The sequence below is a fragment of the uncultured Williamsia sp. genome (assembly GCF_947494875.1).
GTDB lineage: Bacteria > Actinomycetota > Actinomycetes > Mycobacteriales > Mycobacteriaceae > Williamsia_A.
Window position 1 is genome coordinate 667,217 of the sequence record NZ_CANLWM010000001.1, and the last position, 18,106, is coordinate 685,322.

Annotated in this window: 10 protein-coding genes; 4 read left to right on the plus strand and 6 right to left on the minus strand. The window is 70.4% G+C overall.

Annotated features, from left to right (window positions below; all coding sequences use genetic code 11):
• Positions 1-777 (plus strand): glycosyltransferase family 2 protein, encoded by a 777-nt coding sequence (locus Q1A98_RS03335; RefSeq protein WP_299569849.1) that lies wholly within the window; start codon positions 1-3, stop codon positions 775-777.
• 7 nt (positions 778-784) lie between these two features.
• Here the strand turns inward: Q1A98_RS03335 and Q1A98_RS03340 are convergent, their stop codons facing one another.
• The 6 genes from Q1A98_RS03340 to Q1A98_RS03365 all read right to left on the minus strand — a co-directional run bounded on the left by Q1A98_RS03340 (position 785) and on the right by Q1A98_RS03365 (position 14,695).
• On the minus strand, positions 785-2,659 hold the full coding sequence (locus tag Q1A98_RS03340) for an ABC transporter ATP-binding protein (protein WP_299569851.1): 1,875 nt from the start codon (positions 2,657-2,659) through the stop codon (positions 785-787).
• Between the two features lie 68 nt (positions 2,660-2,727).
• A complete protein-coding gene (locus Q1A98_RS03345; RefSeq protein WP_299570539.1) occupies positions 2,728-3,687 on the minus strand; it encodes a cytochrome c oxidase assembly protein in 960 nt (319 codons plus the stop codon).
• A gap of 22 nt (positions 3,688-3,709) precedes the next feature.
• A complete protein-coding gene (locus Q1A98_RS03350) occupies positions 3,710-4,465 on the minus strand; it encodes a hypothetical protein (protein ID WP_299569853.1) in 756 nt (251 codons plus the stop codon).
• A gap of 106 nt (positions 4,466-4,571) precedes the next feature.
• Complete coding sequence (locus tag Q1A98_RS03355) at positions 4,572-7,949, minus strand: arabinosyltransferase domain-containing protein (RefSeq protein ID WP_299569855.1); 3,378 nt, start codon at positions 7,947-7,949, stop codon at positions 4,572-4,574.
• On the minus strand, positions 7,946-11,293 hold the full coding sequence (locus Q1A98_RS03360; protein ID WP_299569857.1) for an arabinosyltransferase domain-containing protein: 3,348 nt from the start codon (positions 11,291-11,293) through the stop codon (positions 7,946-7,948). Before Q1A98_RS03360 ends, Q1A98_RS03355 begins: the two co-directional genes overlap by 4 nt.
• A 27-nt stretch (positions 11,294-11,320) precedes the next feature.
• Positions 11,321-14,695 carry an arabinosyltransferase domain-containing protein gene (locus tag Q1A98_RS03365; protein WP_299569859.1) on the minus strand — a complete coding sequence of 1,125 codons (3,375 nt, stop codon included), beginning with the start codon at positions 14,693-14,695 and terminating at the stop codon, positions 11,321-11,323.
• Positions 14,696-14,780: 85 nt separating this feature from the next.
• Between Q1A98_RS03365 and aroQ the strand changes: the two genes are divergently transcribed.
• The 3 genes from aroQ to Q1A98_RS03380 all read left to right on the plus strand — a co-directional run bounded on the left by aroQ (position 14,781) and on the right by Q1A98_RS03380 (position 18,043).
• Complete coding sequence (aroQ, locus tag Q1A98_RS03370; protein WP_299569861.1) at positions 14,781-15,227, plus strand: type II 3-dehydroquinate dehydratase; 447 nt, start codon at positions 14,781-14,783, stop codon at positions 15,225-15,227.
• 162 nt (positions 15,228-15,389) lie between these two features.
• On the plus strand, positions 15,390-16,421 hold the full coding sequence (locus Q1A98_RS03375) for a phosphatase PAP2 family protein (RefSeq protein WP_299569862.1): 1,032 nt from the start codon (positions 15,390-15,392) through the stop codon (positions 16,419-16,421).
• Positions 16,325-18,043: a hypothetical protein gene (locus Q1A98_RS03380; protein ID WP_299569863.1), complete on the plus strand. Its 1,719-nt coding sequence runs from the start codon at positions 16,325-16,327 to the stop codon at positions 18,041-18,043. The genes Q1A98_RS03375 and Q1A98_RS03380 overlap by 97 nt, the downstream gene beginning before the upstream one ends.
• Positions 18,044-18,106 lie beyond the last annotated feature (63 nt).

Genomic DNA, 18,106 nt, shown 5'->3' on the forward strand with positions numbered 1-18,106 from the left:
ATGTCCTTGCTCGTCGGAGTGCCTGTGTACGGACAGGTCGAGATGACCCATGACCTCGTCGGAGATCTGGAACGGGAGAACGTCGACTACGTCATCGTCGACAACCGGGGTGACTACACACGCGTCGCGAGCGAGAACGTGGTGACCCCCGGTCGCAACCTCGGCTGGGCGGGCGGCTCGAACCTGGCGATCCGGACGGCGTTCGCCGAAGGGTACGACTGGGCGATGACCCTCAACAACGACGTCCGCCTGTCTCGAGCGTTCGTCGACGGCGTTGTGCCCGAGGGCCTTCCGGATGACGCCGGTGTCGTCGCCCCGGTCTACGACGACCGCGCGCACCTGGCCGTCCTCAGCGACTACGCCGGCCCTGCCGACGAGTACACACCCCGTGACGTGTACCGCGTGACCCCGATCGTCGACGGGACGGCCATGGCCATCAGTCGCGAGGCATGGAAGGAGGTCGGCGAGATCGACGAGCGCAGCTTCGGTGCGTACGCGTGGGGCGCGAACCTCGACCTCTGCCTGCGAGCGCAGGACGCGGGATACGGGATCTACGGCACCGAGACGAGTTTCATCAACCACCTCGGCCGGCGCACGGTTCGCGAGATGGACGGGAAATACGTGCGTCGCGCCATGAAGTCGATGACCCACGCGATGAAGACGCTCTACGGCCGCAACTGGCGGTCACGTGCCTTCCCGCCGGTCATCGAGCGACGGGAACTCGGTACCCACCGTGTCGTCGACACGCTGGTCCGTACCCCCGACCAGCACGGCTGACCCCGGGTCAGTTCTCCCCGGACGCGACACGCCGATGCCTGCCCAGCCGGTTGGGCACGTCTACCGGCTCGGCCCGGGCTACGGATCCGTCGCCGGACTCGGTGGGAATCCGCAACGCCGACAACAGATCCCGATAGAGGGGGCTGGAGTCGAGCAGCTCGTCATGGGTGCCCTGTGCGATCAGGTGCCCGTCCTGCAGGACGACGATCATGTCGGCATCCACCACCGTCGACAGACGGTGCGCGATCGTGATCACCAGGCCAGTACGCGCGTGGTCGATGATCGCGTCATGGATGGCGTTCTCCGTCAACGCATCCACCTGCGCGGTGGCCTCGTCGAGCAGCAGGACCGGGCGCTGCGCGAGCAGCGCCCGGGCCACCGCGACGCGTTGGCGTTGACCACCTGACAGCGACGTCGAGGAGATCTCGGCGTCGAGACCTCCGGGGAGATCGCGCACCATTCGTCCGAGGGAGAGTCGCTCGAGCACCTGGTACATCTCGTCGTCGGTCGCCTGTGTGTTGATGAGGCACAGGTTCTCCCGCAGTGTCCCCGGGATCAGGGGTGACTCCTGCTCCACGTAGGCGAAGTGGTTCCTGGTGCTGGACGCCGGGACCTCGTGGTAAGCGGTGGTCCCCAGGCGCAGTTCGCCGCTGTCCGGATCCAGGAAGCGCAGCAACAGCGACAGCAGGGTCGTCTTGCCGGCCCCCGACGGGCCGATGAGGGCGACGTGGCCGCGGTTCGGCATCCGCAGATCGATCCCGTTCAGCACGGGGTCGCCTCCCGGGTACGCCGCGTGCACGCCGCGCAGCAGCATCCCGGAGCCGTCGCCGACGGGATGCGCGACGCCGTTCGTCGACGGCTCCAGCGGCCCCAACGTCGTCGGGCGCTCCGATTCCGAGGGTATGGCGTCGATCTGGCGGATCCGTCGGGCCGCTGCGAGACCGGCCTGTAGGCCGGTCAGACTGGTGCTGAGCTGGCCGATGGGGTCACCGATCTGGAAGGCGTAGAGCAGGAACGCCACCAGTGTCGACACCGTCATGGCGCCGTCGGCGACACGGACCGCGCCGACGGCCAGGATGATCAGCACAGCGGCCTGCACACCGGTCCACGAGGTGGTGATGGCCAGGGCCTGCCGACGGACGGCCTTCATGTTGAGGTCACGGGACCGCTCGGCGATCTCGTCCAGCCGGGAGCGCACCCGCTCCTCGGCGGTCGCGGCCTTGATCGATTTGATGGCGCGCAGGTTGCCGTCGAGTTCGGCGCCGAGTTCACCGACCGCCGCCTGGGCCTGTTCCTGCGACCGTGCGATCGCCGGCAGGAGGAGACCGAAGAGGAGGACCACGACGACGACCGCGCCGATCGTGACCGCGACGAGGGTCAGATCAAGGATCGCCATCATCACCAACGTGCCCACCAGCATCACGACGCCGTTCACGCCACCCACGATGCTCGACGACGCGGCGTCACGGAGCAGCAGCGAATCGGAGGTCACCCGCGTGACCAGCTCTCCGACGGGGCTCTTCTGCAGCGGGGTGAGGCGTGCGTAGAGGAACCTCAGGTTCATCCGCCGGCGGGCGTCGTAGACGACACCCTCCGACAGCCGCCCGAGCGTCACCATCTGCCACCACTGTGCGACCGCGCCGACCAGGACGAACGCGACGAGGATGCCCAGCGGCCCCGTGATCGTCGCCTTGCCACCGACGGAGTCGAGGATCTGCTTGGTGGCGAGCGGCGTACCCAGACGCGCGCCCGTCGCGACCAGCCCGGCCAGCGTCGCCAGCGCGAACAGCGGCAGACGAGGCCTGATGAGTTCCCAGAGCAGCCGCGTGCGGGGTTCGTCCGAGGCCGGAACAGCGGCCTTACCCGTGGTTCCCCTACCCATGACTCGACAGTGTTCCAGACGCCGAGGTCGGCGGCTCGGCACGTGGCACGGGCCACGATCTGTCGCGGTCAGCCCCGTCGGTCGAGACCGTGCAGTTCACGCAGGCGGGCGTTGTAGGCGGCCAGAGCGGCCTCGTCGTCGTCGAGATCGGAGTCCGGACCGCCGGGTCCGTCGCCGATCGTGGCATCGCGGCGTGCGCTGTCGAGCCAGGATGCACGCCGGGGCTGCGAGGGGTCGCGGGTGCGGTCGCTGCGGATCCACTGGGCCGCGACGACGAGCAGCAGGCACATCATCAGACCGTCGCCCCCGAACCACATGATCGCGCCGGCGAGCGACTGGTCGGCCAGCGGGTCCGGTCCCCAGCCCATCCGCGACGCGGCGTAGGCGGGCGCGATCTCGGTACCGGTCAACATCAACACGACGCCGACGAGCGTGTCGGGGCCCATCGCGATCAGCAGGGTGACGAAGCGGACGGGATGCGACAGCTCGTGGCCGCTGATCTCGGTGCCTATGCAGGGCAGCAGGAAGAGGTAACCGGAGACGAGGTAGAGGACGGTCTCCGCCTCGTGGACCCACATGTTCTCGCTCATCAGCTGCTGGAACCCGGTCAGGTGGGTGCCGACCAGGACCGCGGCGTAGAGCGGGACGGTGAACGCCGGAGACGTGAGGAACCGGGTGACGGGGAACGTCAGGACGGCGCGGATCCGTCGGGCACCTGCGTCCGACGACGCCTCGACCGCGAGCCGGATCGGTTGCGCGAGCACCAGCAGCAGCGGGATCACCATGATGAGCGCCAGGTGCACGAGCATGTGCACCGAGAAGAGGTGGTGCGAGAACGCCGCGACCGGCGAGTTCAGCACCAGCACCAGCAGGACGACCGCCGCGACGAGCGCGGCGATGCGGCCCACCGGCCACCGTCGGACCCGCGCGACCCCGACGGTGTACCCGGCGACGCCGATCGCGATGACAGCCCACCACGCCCAGGTGACGGTCCAGTCCGTGAGCAGGTCGGGGCGCTGCATCGACATCACGCCTCCAGTATGCGCCCCCTCAGGAGGTGCCTGATGTGCCCGTTTCGCCGGATTGTGCTGCGCCGGAACCGGTCTGGTCCCCGGCGCCGGGGGTGTCCGGGGTCGGGGTGGCCGTGGCCGTGGGCGGCGGCTCGACCGGTGACGAGATGGTCGGGTCGGTCGTCGGGGTCGACACGGGCGGCGGCCCGGCCGGGGGCGGCGCCGTGGTCGACGTCCGCGGGGGCGGTGGGGGCGGGTTCGGAGCACCGCCGCCGCCGGAGCGCGCGGGTGCAGGGGCCGCGACCACAGGCTTCGAGGCGACCTCCTCACCGGGTGCGACGGTCGAGCCGGTGAGTGACCCGCTGCGTGTGAGCGGGGCGGCGACCTCGGGGACGGGGCCGAGGGGGATCGCGGTGACGGGTCCGACGACGGTCGTGGCGACGGGTCCGACGATGACCTGTACCCACCCACCGCCGGGGGCCGGAACCGAGACCACCTGCACACCGCCGACGGTCGCGAGTGCGGGGAACGGCCCCGGAGCGGGGGCCGCTGCGCCGCTGACGGACCGCGCATCGGACGTGATCGCGGTCGATTGCGCCGGACCACCCGCCGCCGCCCACCAGGAACCGACGACGACCGCGCTCGCGACGGTCGCAAGGGCAGCGGTCGTCGCAACCCGATGACGGAGGAGGACGGCGCCGGTCGGTGTCCGCGGGATGCGCTGCGCAGCGGAGCGGCGGGCCACCTGCTCACGCAGCGCCGCGCGGGCGATCTCGAAATCCCAGTCGTCGGCCATTCCCACCTCGTCCCTGACGGACCGTCATCTCGATCCGATCACGGAAGGTAGCAGATCACCGATCGTGAGAATCAGTCATTACCGCAGGTCACAGGCGGTGCGTGCGTCAATAGCCGATGGACCGCATGGGCGCGGGATCCCACAGACCCGACCGCGTCGACGTTCCCAGTTCGAGTCGCGCGGTCTGCGCCGGCTCGATCGGGGAGAACCGCTGCAGTGAGCCCCAGTCGTTGCCCCAGTTGTTGCGGAGGTAGGTCGCGAGCAGCTGCGGTCGCAGCATGGCCTCGGTGAGTCCGAGGGGCCCGCCGGCCTTGCCGGACATCCATGTCTGGCTGTTCTGTCGCGTCGCGCCCGCGTCGGGGAGGATGCGCCACAGGGGCACCTGTGCGACGCCGTCGCGGACGCCCATCGGCTTCTGGCACGGGAACACGAACGCAGGCACCCAGTCGATCAGGACCGGGTCGGTGCGTCCGACGACCTTCTCGAGGGTCGTCATCGAGCTGATCCGCGGCGGGGTCACCGCGACCCACTGGTCGGTCCCGCCCCCGGCGTCGGCGACGACGAGGCGGGCCACCGATGCCCCGGCCGGTGCGTCGGAGAGCGGGAACCGCAGGTTCCGCCACGTCGGCGCCTCGCCGACGTCGATGGGCGTGCGCTGGCCGATCGGTACGACCGTCCCGTTCGCCTCGACGCGGCCGTACTGGACGCGGACCGTCTGACCCGGTGTGGTGATGCCGAGCCCGTTGACCGCCTCGACCGACCCGGCCACCGACACCGTCAACAGCGGCGCGTCGGAGGTGCGCGGCGGCATCTGGTACCAGTCGGTCGAGAACGACCCACCCGGGCCGCCGTAGCTGCCGAGGACGGGCGTCCGGTCCGGCGACAGGCCGAAGGGGAGTTTCACCGTCGAGCCGTTGACGCCACGCTCTCCCTGGCCACCGCCGGTGCCTCCCTCGCTGGACTCGTCGGTACCCGTGTCCGAGGAGCCGGCGGATGCGCCGGTGGTGTTGGTCGAGCTGCTCGTCGTCGACCCGGTGTCGTCGCTGTTCTGGGTGGTGTCGACCGACAGGTCGTTCGGGACGCCGTTCGGGGTGAAGCCCGACGCCCCGGACCCGGCGAGCGCGTCGCCGGGCGACGTCGTCGGCGACTGCCCGGCCACCCGCGCGGGGGAGAGGATCCCGGCGTTCGGGTCGGTCTCGACGAGCACGTCGTTGGCCATGCCGCAGATGTTCCCGGTGAGGGCGCGGGCGTTGGAGGAGGCCCACGAGAAGCTGTCGCGCTGCGCCACAGCCCCCTTCACCATCGTCAGCACCTCGAAGATCACGACGAGACCGACGAGTGTGGGGACCACGGCCCCCGCCAGCCGGGTGCCCAGCGGCGAGCCGGATGCACCCGTGCGGACGTCGTCGGCGACGTGGTCGTCGCGCAGGTGGCGCCAGAGCCCGACGAGTGCGGCGATCACCGACAGCGCCAGCAGGACCCAGTAGAGGCGGATGCCGGCGATGGCCGGTGGGCGATCACGCCACGGCACCCCGTAGGTGCCGACGAACCACCAGCCGTTGATACCGGCGAACGCGATGCCCATCACGAAGAACAACCCGGCGACCAGGAACGCGCGGTTGCGTCTGCGGCGCAGGACCGCCGGGGCGGCCATCGCGCCTGCGGCGGCGGCCAGGCCGGCCGCGATGCCCGCGTAGACGCCGAGGTGGTGGGTCCACTTGGTCGGGGTGAAGGAGATGATGAAGACGGTGCCGAGGATGACCGCGATGAGGCGCCACACGGGTCCGCGCGCGATGCCCTTCGGCGATCGACGACGCAGCAGCATCAGCATCACGAACACCAGGAGCAGGAACATCGTCAGGATGCCGAACCGGCGGGCCAGCGAGGCGTCGACCTGGTTGGGCAGCAGGAGGTAGTAGTAGCGGACCGGTTCCTGCCACCACTCGAGCGTCGGGCCGACGGCACTCGCGACCTTCGAGCTCGTGATGACGCCCGACAGCGTGTTGTCGGCGAAGATCTCGAACAGGACCGCGGTGCCGGCCGCCAGGATGGGCGCGAGGATCGGCAGCAACCCGTCCCGATGCCGTCGACGTGCCAGCCGTTTGACCAGTGGGCGGATGCCGGCGACCAACGCCGCGACGGCCATGAGGCCGCCGGGTGCGATCGCGAGGGTGAACGCGGCGATCACCGTCGCGGTGGCCAGGGGGAGGAACCGTCCGGTCGCGATCGCCCGGTCGACGGCGCACCAGGTGAGCAGGGCGCCGACAGCCAGGGCGGGCTCGGGCCGCAGTCCGTTGTTGAACGGGAGCCAGATCGCCAGGAACACCGCGGCGCAGGTCCACACGGCCGGCGTCGAATGACGGACCGTGCGACCGAGCCGCGGGATGACCTCGCGGCTCAGCAGCCACCAGCCGAGCAGGCCGAGGAGGAAGGCGGGCAGGCGCATCCACGGCGCGGCCAGGCTGACATGGGTCATCGCCCGGATCACCTGGTAGTGCCAGCCGAACGGGTCTTGCGGCACACCGAAGTAGCGGTAGTAGTTGATCGGGTAGCCGGCCTCGTCGGCGACGCGGCCGACGGTGAAGTTGTAGCCGTCGTCGGAGGTGTTGCCGCCGAGGAACCACCACAGGGCCAGCGTCACGACCACCACGGCGTCGACGGGTCGCAGCCTCCACCAGCCGGCGGGCAGGAACCGCTTGTGTCGCCGCCCGTCACCGGCGTCGAGGACGCCCAGCGAGACCAGCGAGAGCAGGGTCATCACGATGCCGAGCACGATCGCGGTGAACTTCAGCGTGGTCGGGGTGGTGACGAAGCGGGTGTCGATGGTGGCGCGCACCGACAGCCCGGTGGTCGGGGTCGACTGCGGCAGGTCGGTGTAGATGCCGACGATCTGCGGGCGCAGGTTCGGGTCGCCGACGGAGAAGGTCAGCTGCCCCTGCGCGGTGTCGGGCAGGCCGACGATCTGCGCGCGGGTGCCGGTGCCGGTCAGCTGCATCTCGATGCGGCAGTCGGGATCCGACTGGGCGGCGGCGCGCGGGGTGTTGACCAGCACGACGTTGCGGTCGGTGACCTGGATCTGGTCGGAGGTGACCGACACGAACAGCCCGCGGGCGTAGGCGTCGGATCCGGCGGGCGGGATGGTCGACAGCAGGTTGCCGCCGTACGAGGGCAGGCGCGCGGCGGTCGTGCAGGGCACCGACACCTCGGCGTCGATCGGGACGAACGACACCAGCGGTGCGGCGATGTTGTTCACGCCCTGCTGGGGCCAGGTGAGCTGCGCGGTCGTCTGGTTCACCGGCAGGAGCGGCGTGGCGATCGCCAGGAGCGCGCCCAGCAGACCCGTCACCACCGCGACGAGACGCACGATGCGCAGACGCCGCGCGGACGTCGGCGGTGGCGCCGGTCTCTCGGTGGTGGTCACGGTCCGTCCCTCGGAGGTCTCTGGGGTGGTGGTCGAGTCGCCGTCGGGCTCGCGGGTGCTCATGAGTCGTCGGACCTCACGACCCGCAACGATCCCTCGCGCGCCCATCCCCACCGGTTCTGCTCACCGAGTGTGGGTGTCGCGTCGGGGGCATCCGGCGCCAGCGGTGTCAGCCGTTCCAGCGAACCCCAGTCGCGGTACCAGTCGTCCCGCAGGTACGTCGGCACGGTCGTGGGCGTGGTGGTGCCCTCCGAGATCCCCAGCACGCCACCGTCGTCGGACGACATCCACGTCTTGGACTGCGACAGCGCGGTGATGCGGTCGGGCAGGATGCGCCACCGCGGGAGCTGGGTGATCCCGTGTCGGGACTCGATCGGCCGCTGGCACGGGAACTGCTGGGCCACGGTGAAGTCGACGAGGGTCGGCGTGCTGCTGCCGACGACGTCCTGCAGGGTCCGCAGCTGCGCGGCGCGCGGCGGGGTGATCGCGAGCCACTGGTCGGACGTGAGGTTGTCGTCGACGGCGACCAGGCGCATCACGTCGGCCCGGGGCGGGATGACCGCGGTGGGCACGCGCAGGTTGCGCCACGGGCGGTTCGGCGGCTCGGGCCCGGGATCGATCGGCATGAACGGTGCGCCGACCTGGGTGAACTGGCCGTCGGGTCCGGAGGTGCCGAACTGCACCTGCAGGGATCGGCCGAACTCGCCGACGCCGTCGACGTCGACGGAGGCGATCGCGCCCGCCGCGCTGACGACGATCAGCGGGGTGCTCCCGCGGGCGGGCAGTCGGTACCAGTCGGTGGTCAGCGACGCCTTGCCGGAGTCGTAGCCGTAGCTGCCGAGAACCGGTGTCCGCGCGGCGTCGAGGCCGAACGGCAGTGCGACGGTGGATCCGTTGACCGTGCGGGGGCCGTTGCCGCCGAGGGTCCCCGGCGATCCGCCGAGCACCGTGAACGGGTTCTGCACGATGCCCGCGACGTTCATCTGGCCGGGTTTCGACTGCGTTCCCTCGGGCGAGAGGTCGGAGGCGACACCGTTCGGGGTGAATCCGACCGGGTCGGTGCCGGCGAGTGCATCCGACGCCGACCGTCCGTCGGCGGGCACCAGCATGCCGGCGTTCGGGTCCTGTTCGACGAGGACGTCGTCGGCCATGGCGCAGGTGTTGCCGCCCAGCGCGTCGACGTTGGCGCTCACGACCGTGAACGACGGGCGGGCCACCGCGGCCTTCGCGAAGACGGCCAGCTCGGCGACGACCATGATGATCGCGATCACGGCGATCGGCGACGACGCGAGCACCAGACGACGACGGTCGGCGCGGGACGCGGTGTCCACGGGCGCGTCCACCGTCGACGCGGAGTCGTGGACCATGCCGCGGTGCGTGGTGAAGTCGAGCCGGAGGTGCAGGTAGACGGCGACGGCGGAGGCGACGACGGCGAGCACCAACAGGATGCTGGAGACCTGGATCCCGGCGAGGACGGGTGCGCGGTCGAACCAGGAGATCCCGAAGTCGTACGCCCACGGCCACGCGTTCTTGCCCGCCATCGACGCGGCCAGGGCGAAGAGCAGGCCGGCGACGAGCACCATCAGGTTCCGCGACGACCGGGCGGCGGACTGCGCGATCGTGACGGTGGCGACGGCGGCCAGAGCCGCGGCGATCCCGGCGAAGATGCCGAACTGGATGGTCCACTTCGTCGGGGTGAACACCCACAGGACCAACGTCACACCGACGGCGCCGATCCCGCGCCACACCGGGCCGGGGTCGATCCCGCGGATCCGTGTGCGCCGCAACATGACCGCGAGCACGACGAACAGCGACGCGAGCAGCAGCAGGACAGGGACGCGGCGGGTTAGCGCGCCGTCGTCGGTGCTGACGGTGAGGAAGAAGTAGCGGAAGTACTCCTCGTGCCAGCTCAGCGACGGGCCGACGGTGAAGCGGATCCGGACGGCGTCGTACACGGTGGCCAGCGTCTGGTCGCGGAAGACGACGACCAGGGTGAACAGAGCGGCGGCCATGATCGGCAGCACCAGTGCGGCCCAGCCGACCTCGCGGCGGCGACGTAGCACCACGGCCAGCATCGGACGGGCGCCGACGATGAGCACGGCCACGGCGATCACGCCGTGTGGGGCGAGCGCAAGGGTCATGCCGGCGGCGAACGTCGCGAGTGCGGCCGGCAGCAGTCTGCGGGTGCCGATGGCCTGCTCGACACCCCACCAGGTGAGCAGGGAGCCCGTCACGATGATCGGTTCGCTGCGCAGGCCACTGTCGAACGGCAGCCAGAAGGCGACGAAGAGGGCGGCCGCGGCCCAGATGGCCCACCCGCTGCGCCGCACCGCGGCGCCCATCCGCGGCAGGAGCACGCGGCTCAGCACGAACCACGACAGCAGCGCGGCGATCAACTGCGGCAGGTGCATCCACAGTCCGGCCGTCGAGATGGACGACCAGTGGCCGAGGACGCTGTAGTACCAGTCGAACGGGGCCTCGGGGATGTCGAACCAGCGGTAGTAGTCCCCGAGGTAGCCCGCGGCGTCCGCGGTGCGGCCCATCGTGAGGATGTACCCGTCGTCGGGTGTCCCGGCCCCGAGGAACAGCCACACGATCATCACCGCGGTGACGGCCATGTCGCTGACGCGCGGCGCGAGCACCCGTCGCCACGACCGCACACCGACGCGACGGTGGTGGCCGCCGAGCCAGTCGAGGCGGGCCAGAGCGATCAGGGAGAGGGCGACCGCGATGATCCCGACGATCATCACCAGGAGCTTCAGGACGGTCGGCGTGCTCGCGAAGCGGCTGTCGACGCCCACGTCGACGCGCAGGCCCTGGGCGACGGCTGCCTGCACGCGAGGCGTGGTCAGCGTGGAGTAGATGCCCGACACCTGCGGACGCTTGTCGGGCGAGACGATCGTCGCGGGACCGAGACCGACGAACTGTGCGCCGGTACGGGTGGGGGACACGAAGATCTGCAGCGACCGGCACTGCGGGCTCGCGACCGCCGTGCGCGAGGCCGTTGCGGCGACCTCCCCTCGGAACGAGACCGACGCCGTCTGGGCGTTCGCCGAGACGACCAACGACTTCTGCGCGGCACCGTCGGCACTCGTCGGCATGGTGGCCATCACCGTCCCGGACGACCCGAGCGACGAGAACAGCGAACACGGGATGGTCGCGGTGAGGGTCTGCGGTGTCTGCGCGGTGAGCGGCGCGACGACCGACGGGGTGTCAGCGGCCAGCTGCTGGCCCTGCGGCCACGAGATCGACGTCGTGGTCGTGGTGACCGGCAGGAGCGGCGTCAGGGCGCACGCGACGATGCCGACGAGCCCTGCCACCACCGCGACCAGGCGTGCGGTTCGCGCGGAACGGAACCCGCCCGTGCTGGGGGACCCGTCGTCGGACGGTCGGGCGGTCTTCGGCACGAGGACCGATGGTAGGCGACGGGTTCGTCAGTACCGGATGGGTGCGGGACTCCAGAGTCCGCTCCGTGTCGCGGTGCCCAGTTCGAGGCGTGCCGGTTCGACCGATTCGTCGTAGGGGGTGTACCGGATGAGCGCTCCCCAGTCCCGTCCGATGTCGTCCTGCAGGTACGACGGGACCGTCGTCGAGTCGAGCGTGACCTCGATCCAGCCGAGCGGTCCGCCGCCGGACGCGTCCATCCACGCCGAGACCGCCGCGGAGAGGTCGGAGCCGGGCATGATGCGCCACTTCGGCACCTCGGCGACACCGTCGCGGTGGTCGAAGGGACGCTGGCACGGGAACGCCAGTCCCGAGGTCCAGTCGATCTGCACCGGGTCACGGCTGCCGACATAGGACTGCAGGGTCTGGACGCGCGGCGCGCGCGGCGGACTGAACACCATGAAGCTGTCGGTGGCGAGGTTGTCGTCGACGGCAACCAGGCGGATGGCGGTCGCGTCGGCGGGCAACGAGCTGCGGTAGATGCGCAGGTTCCGCCAGGAGGGACTCGGCCCGGGGTCGATCATGCCGACCGATCCGGCGGCCACGAGGTCGCCGTCGCGGTTGCCGGTGCTGCGCGTGTACTGCAGTTCCATCTTGGTGATGTCGAACGATCCCGCGGCCGCCATCGCGATGAACGGGCGGTCGGGGCTCTTCGCGGGCAGGCGATACCAGGCCGACGTGAGCGACGCCGGGGCCTGGTCGTTCTGGCTGTAGCTGCCGAGCACCGGGGTGCGGTCGGGGTCGAGCCCGAAGGGCAGCTTGGCGAACGAGCCGTTGACCCCGGCCTTCTCCATCTCCCCGCCACCGGTGCCGCCGGAACTGCTGGTGAGCACGTCCGACGACGCTGTCACGTTGGTGGCGAGCACCCCCAGGGACTGCTCGCTGGCCTCGGAGTCGAGGGACATGGGCAGGCCGTTGGGCGTGAAGTTGGTCGTGACCGACGGCTGCGGCGTGCCCGATCCCTCCTCCTCGTCGGTGCCCGACCCGCCGGTGACGGTGCCGGACCCGGCCAGGGGGTTCCGCAACGTCGGGTCGACCGGGGTCAGCAGGTTCGCGCTCGGGTCGGGTTCGACCATCACCTTGTCGGCCATTGCACATGGCCGGCCGAGGAGCGCGTCGACGTTGGACGACGGCACCGAGAACGACCCGCTCTGGTTGACGCCGGACAGCACCGCCGTGACGAGCTCGAACGCGACGATCGCTGTCGCGACGACCAGGATCGGCGCACCGCCCGCGCGCCGCGCGACGGTGGTGCCGATACGAACCGCGGTGCGCTGCTCGCGTGTCGAGACCGGCGCCTTCGTATCGGCATGCCGTGCAGCGACATACGGCGCGCGGAGGTGGAACCACCCGGCGACGGCGAGGGCGATGAAGCTAAGATAGAGCAGGATGCTGCCGAGGTCGATGACGACCTTCACGGTCCGTGTGCCGTAGGGCATCCCCCAGTTGGAGATGTAGTAGTAGGCGTTGGGGCCGGTGAAGGCCAGGCCGGTCACGAACAGCACGAGCGCGGTGACCAGCATCCGGTTGCGCCGCGACCGCATCGCGCGTCCGGTGACGGCGATCGCCGCGATGGCGGCCAGCGCCGCGGCGAGGCCGGCGAAGACACCGAAGTGGTGCGTCCACTTGGTCGGCGTGAACATGAGGAACACCAGCGACGCGAACGTGATCCCCACGATGCGTCGCGTGGGTCCCATCGCGGTGCCGGGGATCCTGCTCTTGCGGAACAACATCGCGCCGGAGACCACGAGCCCGACGAGCATCATCAGCACCGCGAAGCGGCGACCGACCGAGCCGTCGGCGGAGAAGGCGAAGAGCGACGAGTAGCGGTTGATCTCGTTGTACCAGTGCAGCGACGGTCCCAGCGCGGTCTTCATCTTCGACGACTGCAGGAACGCCGTCAGCGTCAGGTTCGAGAACACGACATAGATGACGAAGGTGCCCGCGGCGAGCACCGGCGCGAGCAGGGCCAGCAGCGCGACCGACCGGCGGCCGTCCCCGCGGATGACCTGCGAGCGCTTGAGGATCGACATGATCATCGGTCGCCCGCCGGCGATGATCGCGGCGACGGACAGCAACCCGGTGGGGCCGGCGGCGACGCTGAACGCGCCCAACGTGCAGGCGACAGCGGCCGGAAGCGTCCGGCCGGTCGCGATGGACCGCTCGACCGAGCACCACGTCAGCAGGGCGCCGAGGCAGATGATCGGCTCGGGCCGCAGACCGTTGTTGAAGGGGAACCACGACGCGAGGAAGACGGCGGCGGCGGTCCACGGGACGATCCGGTTGGTGACGGCGGCGCGGCCGAGGCGGGGCAGGATCTCGTGGGAGATGATCAGCCACACCGCGATCCCGCAGACGAGTGCCGGCAGGCGGACCAGTGGACTGGCCGTGCTGATGTGGGCGAGCCACCCGAAGACGCTGTAGTACCAGCCGAACGGCGCCTCCGGCGCCCCGAACCATCGGTAGTAGTTCGCGGTGTAGTGGGCGTGCTCGGCGACCCTCGACATGGTCAGCAGGTAGCCGTCGTCTGAGGTGTTCGCACCGATCACGTGCCAGACGAGGAGTGCCACGAGGACGACGCCGTCGCGGGGGTTGAGCCGCCACCAGCGGGCCGGGAAGATCCGGCGGTGTCGACGACCGTCGGTGCCGTCCAGCACGGCGAGGGCGACCAGCGACACGATCGTCATCACGACACCGACACCGATCGCGGTCCACTTCAGCGGGGTCGACGCCGTGGAGTAGCGCGAGTCGATGGTGGCGTGGACCTTCAGGCCGTCGAGCTGCGACCGCGGCGCGGTCAGATCGGTGTAGACGCCGGTGAGCTGCGGGCGCTGGTCGCCGTCGGAGGTGCTGCCCTGCAACGGTTGTCCGTCTGTGCCGGTCATCCCGACGAACTGCGCTGTCACCTCGTCGGAGGTGGCGCGGACCTCGATCGTCCGGCAGTTCTGCTGCCGCATCTGCGCGATCGTCGCGCTGACGAGCGGGTTGTTGCGGACGACGACCTCGACCGAGCGGGTGTCGAGCGCGTCGCTGCTGCGCCCGGAGAGCCGGACGAACAGGCCGCGTTCGACGGCTTTCTCCGCGGCCTTGGGTGTGGTCGAGACGAGCACCGACTGCCCCTGCCCGCCGAGAAGGGACGCGGCCGAACAGGGGACCGAGATCTCGATGTCGATGGGGACGTACCCCACCAGCGGGGCGACGACCGACCGCACGGGGTCGGTGCCGGAGGTCGTCGACTGCGCCGTCTGTGACTGCGGCCAGTCGATCTGCACGGTGGTCTGCCGGACCGGCAGCAGGGGGGTCGCGAGCGCGAGCACGAAACCGAGCAACCCGGCGACCACGGCGACGACCTTGGCGATCCTCACCCGGTCGCCCGCTGGTCGTCGAGATGGGCGGTCATCAGGCACAAGAGGTGATCGTAACCAGAGGCCGGGGCCCTACAGTTGTGCCATGTCCGCACCGAGCGTCCTGCTGCTGAACGGGCCGAACCTCAACATGCTCGGCACGCGTCAGCCCGATGTCTACGGCACCGCCACACTCGAGGACGCCGTCGCCGTCGCCGAGCGTGCGGCACACGACGTCGGGTTCGACCTCACCGCGCGACAGACCAACCACGAGGGCCAGATGATCGACTGGATCCACGAGGCCCGGGGAACGGTCGCGGGGATCGTCGTGAACCCGGGCGGCTGGACCCACACCTCGGTCGCTCTGGCCGACGCGCTCGTCGTCCCCGAGGTCCCTGTCGTCGAGGTGCACCTGTCGAACGTCGCGGCCCGCGAGCCGTTCCGGCACCATTCCTATGTGTCGCCCATCGCCGTCGCGGTCATCGCGGGCTGTGGGATCCAGGGGTACGACTTCGCGATACGGGCACTGGCGGAGCGCATCTCGAACCGGTGATGTAGATCACATCCGGGACCTCTCACGGTCGGGCTGACCAGTGTTCGCGCATCCGTGCCCTTACCGTTCACCTGCTGTACCCCGACGCGTGGTGGAAGGGACAGCCCTGGGCCTCCGTTAGTATTCCTCGCAATGTTCTCAGGGCTGCGACGGAGGGACGCCATGTCAGGTGCACGTCCCACCGGCGACACGCCAGTCACGCGTGACAGTTCTGGGTCGGTCGACGACGGTCTGCTCGACGTCGAGGCGTCCCTGACGCGGTCCCGGTTCCGGGTCCTGTCCGCGATCCTCACGTACTTCTCCCGGCCCCGCTGGTGGGTCGAGATCGCTGTCATCGGCGGCCTCTACGCCGTCTACTCGCTGATCCGGAACAGCGTGGGAGAGGTCGCCGCGACGGCCTACCGCAACGCGGGATCGATCCTGGCCTTCGAGGATCGGTGGCACGCCGCGATCGAACGTCCGTTGAACGACTGGGTGCACAAGACCCCGGTCGTCGCCGACGTCGTCGCCCTGCAGTACGCCTCTCTGCACTTCATCGTGACGCCCGCGGTGCTGATCTGGCTGTTCTTCCGCCGCTCGGCCTACTACCGCCGCGTGAGCGCCGTGCTCATCGTCACGACCTGCCTCGCGCTCATCGGCTTCTACTGGTACCCGACGGCGCCACCGCGGCTGCTGCGGCACGAGGGTTTCGTGGACGTGATGAGTCAGACGTCCTCGTGGGGCTGGTGGCCCGCATCCGGTGCGCCCGGCTCCGACGCGATCTCCAACCAGTTCGCCGCGATGCCGTCCCTGCACTGCGCCTGGGCGGCCTGGTGCGGTCTCGCGCTGGTCTTCCTCGCCCGTCGGCGCTGGGTGAAGATCCTCGGCGGGATCTACCCGTTCACCACGTTCTTCGTGGTGATGGGGTCGGGCAACCACTTCGTCCTCGACGTGCTGGCCGGACTCGGGACCCTCGCCATCGCCACAGGGATCGTGTTCGGCGTGCGTCGACTGTGGGCCGCGCGGGTGAGCGGTCGACTCGCAGCCCTCCGTGCCGACGCGGGGATCGTCGCGCAGCCGGCCCCCACCGAGGCCACCGGCACCGATACCCTCGACGCGTGCGCGCCGCAGGACCCGTCGGATCGACCCGACGGAACACCCCGCCCGGTGCCCGTGACCCCGACGGCGACCGTCCCGCCGACGCAGCTCGGATGACCGCCGGGGGCGCGGCCCCCCGGCAGCTCCTGACCGACCCGCCCACCTGGACGCGGGTACTGCCGTTCCTGGCGGCCGTGGTCGCAACCGTCGCACTCGTCGTCGTCCGTCCCACGCTCGGTGACCTGCAGGCCGCCATCGCCCGCGAGGAGGCCGCACGCTCGGGCGTCGGCCTCGGGTACTGGTTCGGCTGGTACGGCGGCGTCAGTCCGGGCAGCTACTCGCTGATCGTGCCGGCGTTGTCGGCGCTCCTCGGGTCGCTGGCGCTCCTGGTGATCGCGACCCTCGTCATCGCTCTGCTCGCACATCCCATCGCGCATCTGCGACCCGGCGCGACATCGATGCCGTCGGCGGCCCGACCGACGGCGACGACGTGGGCAATCGCGATCGCGGCGATCCTGAACATGATGTCGGGGCGGGTGGCGTTCTCGGTGGGCGCCGCGATCGCGCTGGTCGCGGTCCTCGCGTTCGGGCACGGCCGCAGCCTGCTCGCTGCGGTGGTGTTGGTGGTCTCCGGGCTGGCGAGCCCGCTGGCGCCCGCGTTCGTCGGGCTTGCCGCGGTCGCCTTCCTCCTCGGACCCGATCGCCGGTCACGGGAACTGTGGACTCTGCTCGTCGGTGCGGGGCTCGGCGTCCTGGTGCCTTTCGCCCTGTTCGGTGCGCCGGGGGCGCAGGGGTTCCCGTGGACGACCCTCTTCTGGGTGCTGATCATCGGCGCGGGCAGTGGGGTCGCGCTCACCGCACGACCCCATCGGTCCATCGCGCCGATCGCGATGGTCGTCGCCGCCGTCGTGTTCGCCGTCCCGAACGGCGTCGGCTCCAACCTGAGTCGGTTCTTCTGCCTGGTCCTGCCGTGCCTCGTCCTGTTCTTCTCGCGACGGTCGCTGGTGATCGTCCTCGTCGCGCTCCTGCCCGCGGTCTCGTACGCCGGCTTCGTCGCCGTCGCCGACCAGGTCGCCGTCGCCGACTCAGGCAACTCCGAGAGCGACTACGCGCCACTACGTCTGGCCCTGCTGCAGCGTCCCGGTCTCGTCAACCACCGCGTCGAGCTGATCGACGCCGGCACCCACGCCGGCTCGCACGAGCTGGGGTCGCTGGTGAAGCTGGCGCGGGGGTGGGAGAACCAGAGCGACGCCCGCTTCAACCCGATCTTCTACACCGACGGTGCGCTCACGCCGCTGTCCTATCGACAGTGGCTCACGGAGAACGCGGTGTCGTGGGTCGCCGTGTCGGACAAGCCACTCCGTCAGGCCGAGAAGGAGGCCGCCCTCGTGCGGCGCGGCCTGCCCTACCTGTCGGAGACGTGGCGCGGTGACGAGTGGACGCTGTACCGGGTCGCGAACGCGGCGTCGGTGGTGCCCGCGCCCCTGGGCCTGGTCACCGAGACCCCGTCGGAGATGGTGGTCGACGTGCCCGACACCGGCACCCACCCCATCCAGATCCGCCCCAACCGGTACCTGGTGGCACGCAGCGTCGACGATCCCACGCGCACAGCGTGTCTCGCGTCGACGCCGGACGAGTGGGTGACCATCCGCGCACCGGAGCCGGGCCAATACACCCTGCAGGGCGCGCTGTCGGTGCGCGGTGTACTCGCGGAGTTGTCGCCGACGTGCACGTCGTGACCATGTCGGCCCACACTGTGAAGTTGTCAAGGTTCTGATGCGGTCCTGACTGGTGGTCAGGTG

Bases quoted from the DNA above. Each gene is read 5' to 3' on its own strand.
- Q1A98_RS03355 (WP_299569855.1), bottom strand. From the start codon at position 7,949: ATGAGCACCCGCGAGCCCGACGGCGACTCGACCACCACCCCAGAGACC.
- aroQ (WP_299569861.1), top strand. From the start codon at position 14,781: ATGTCCGCACCGAGCGTCCTGCTGCTGAACGGGCCGAACCTCAACATG.
- Q1A98_RS03345 (WP_299570539.1), bottom strand. From the start codon at position 3,687: ATGTCGATGCAGCGCCCCGACCTGCTCACGGACTGGACCGTCACCTGG.
- Q1A98_RS03350 (WP_299569853.1), bottom strand. From the start codon at position 4,465: ATGGCCGACGACTGGGATTTCGAGATCGCCCGCGCGGCGCTGCGTGAG.
- Q1A98_RS03340 (WP_299569851.1), bottom strand. From the start codon at position 2,659: ATGGGTAGGGGAACCACGGGTAAGGCCGCTGTTCCGGCCTCGGACGAA.
- Q1A98_RS03335 (WP_299569849.1), top strand. From the start codon at position 1: ATGTCCTTGCTCGTCGGAGTGCCTGTGTACGGACAGGTCGAGATGACC.
- Q1A98_RS03375 (WP_299569862.1), top strand. From the start codon at position 15,390: ATGTCAGGTGCACGTCCCACCGGCGACACGCCAGTCACGCGTGACAGT.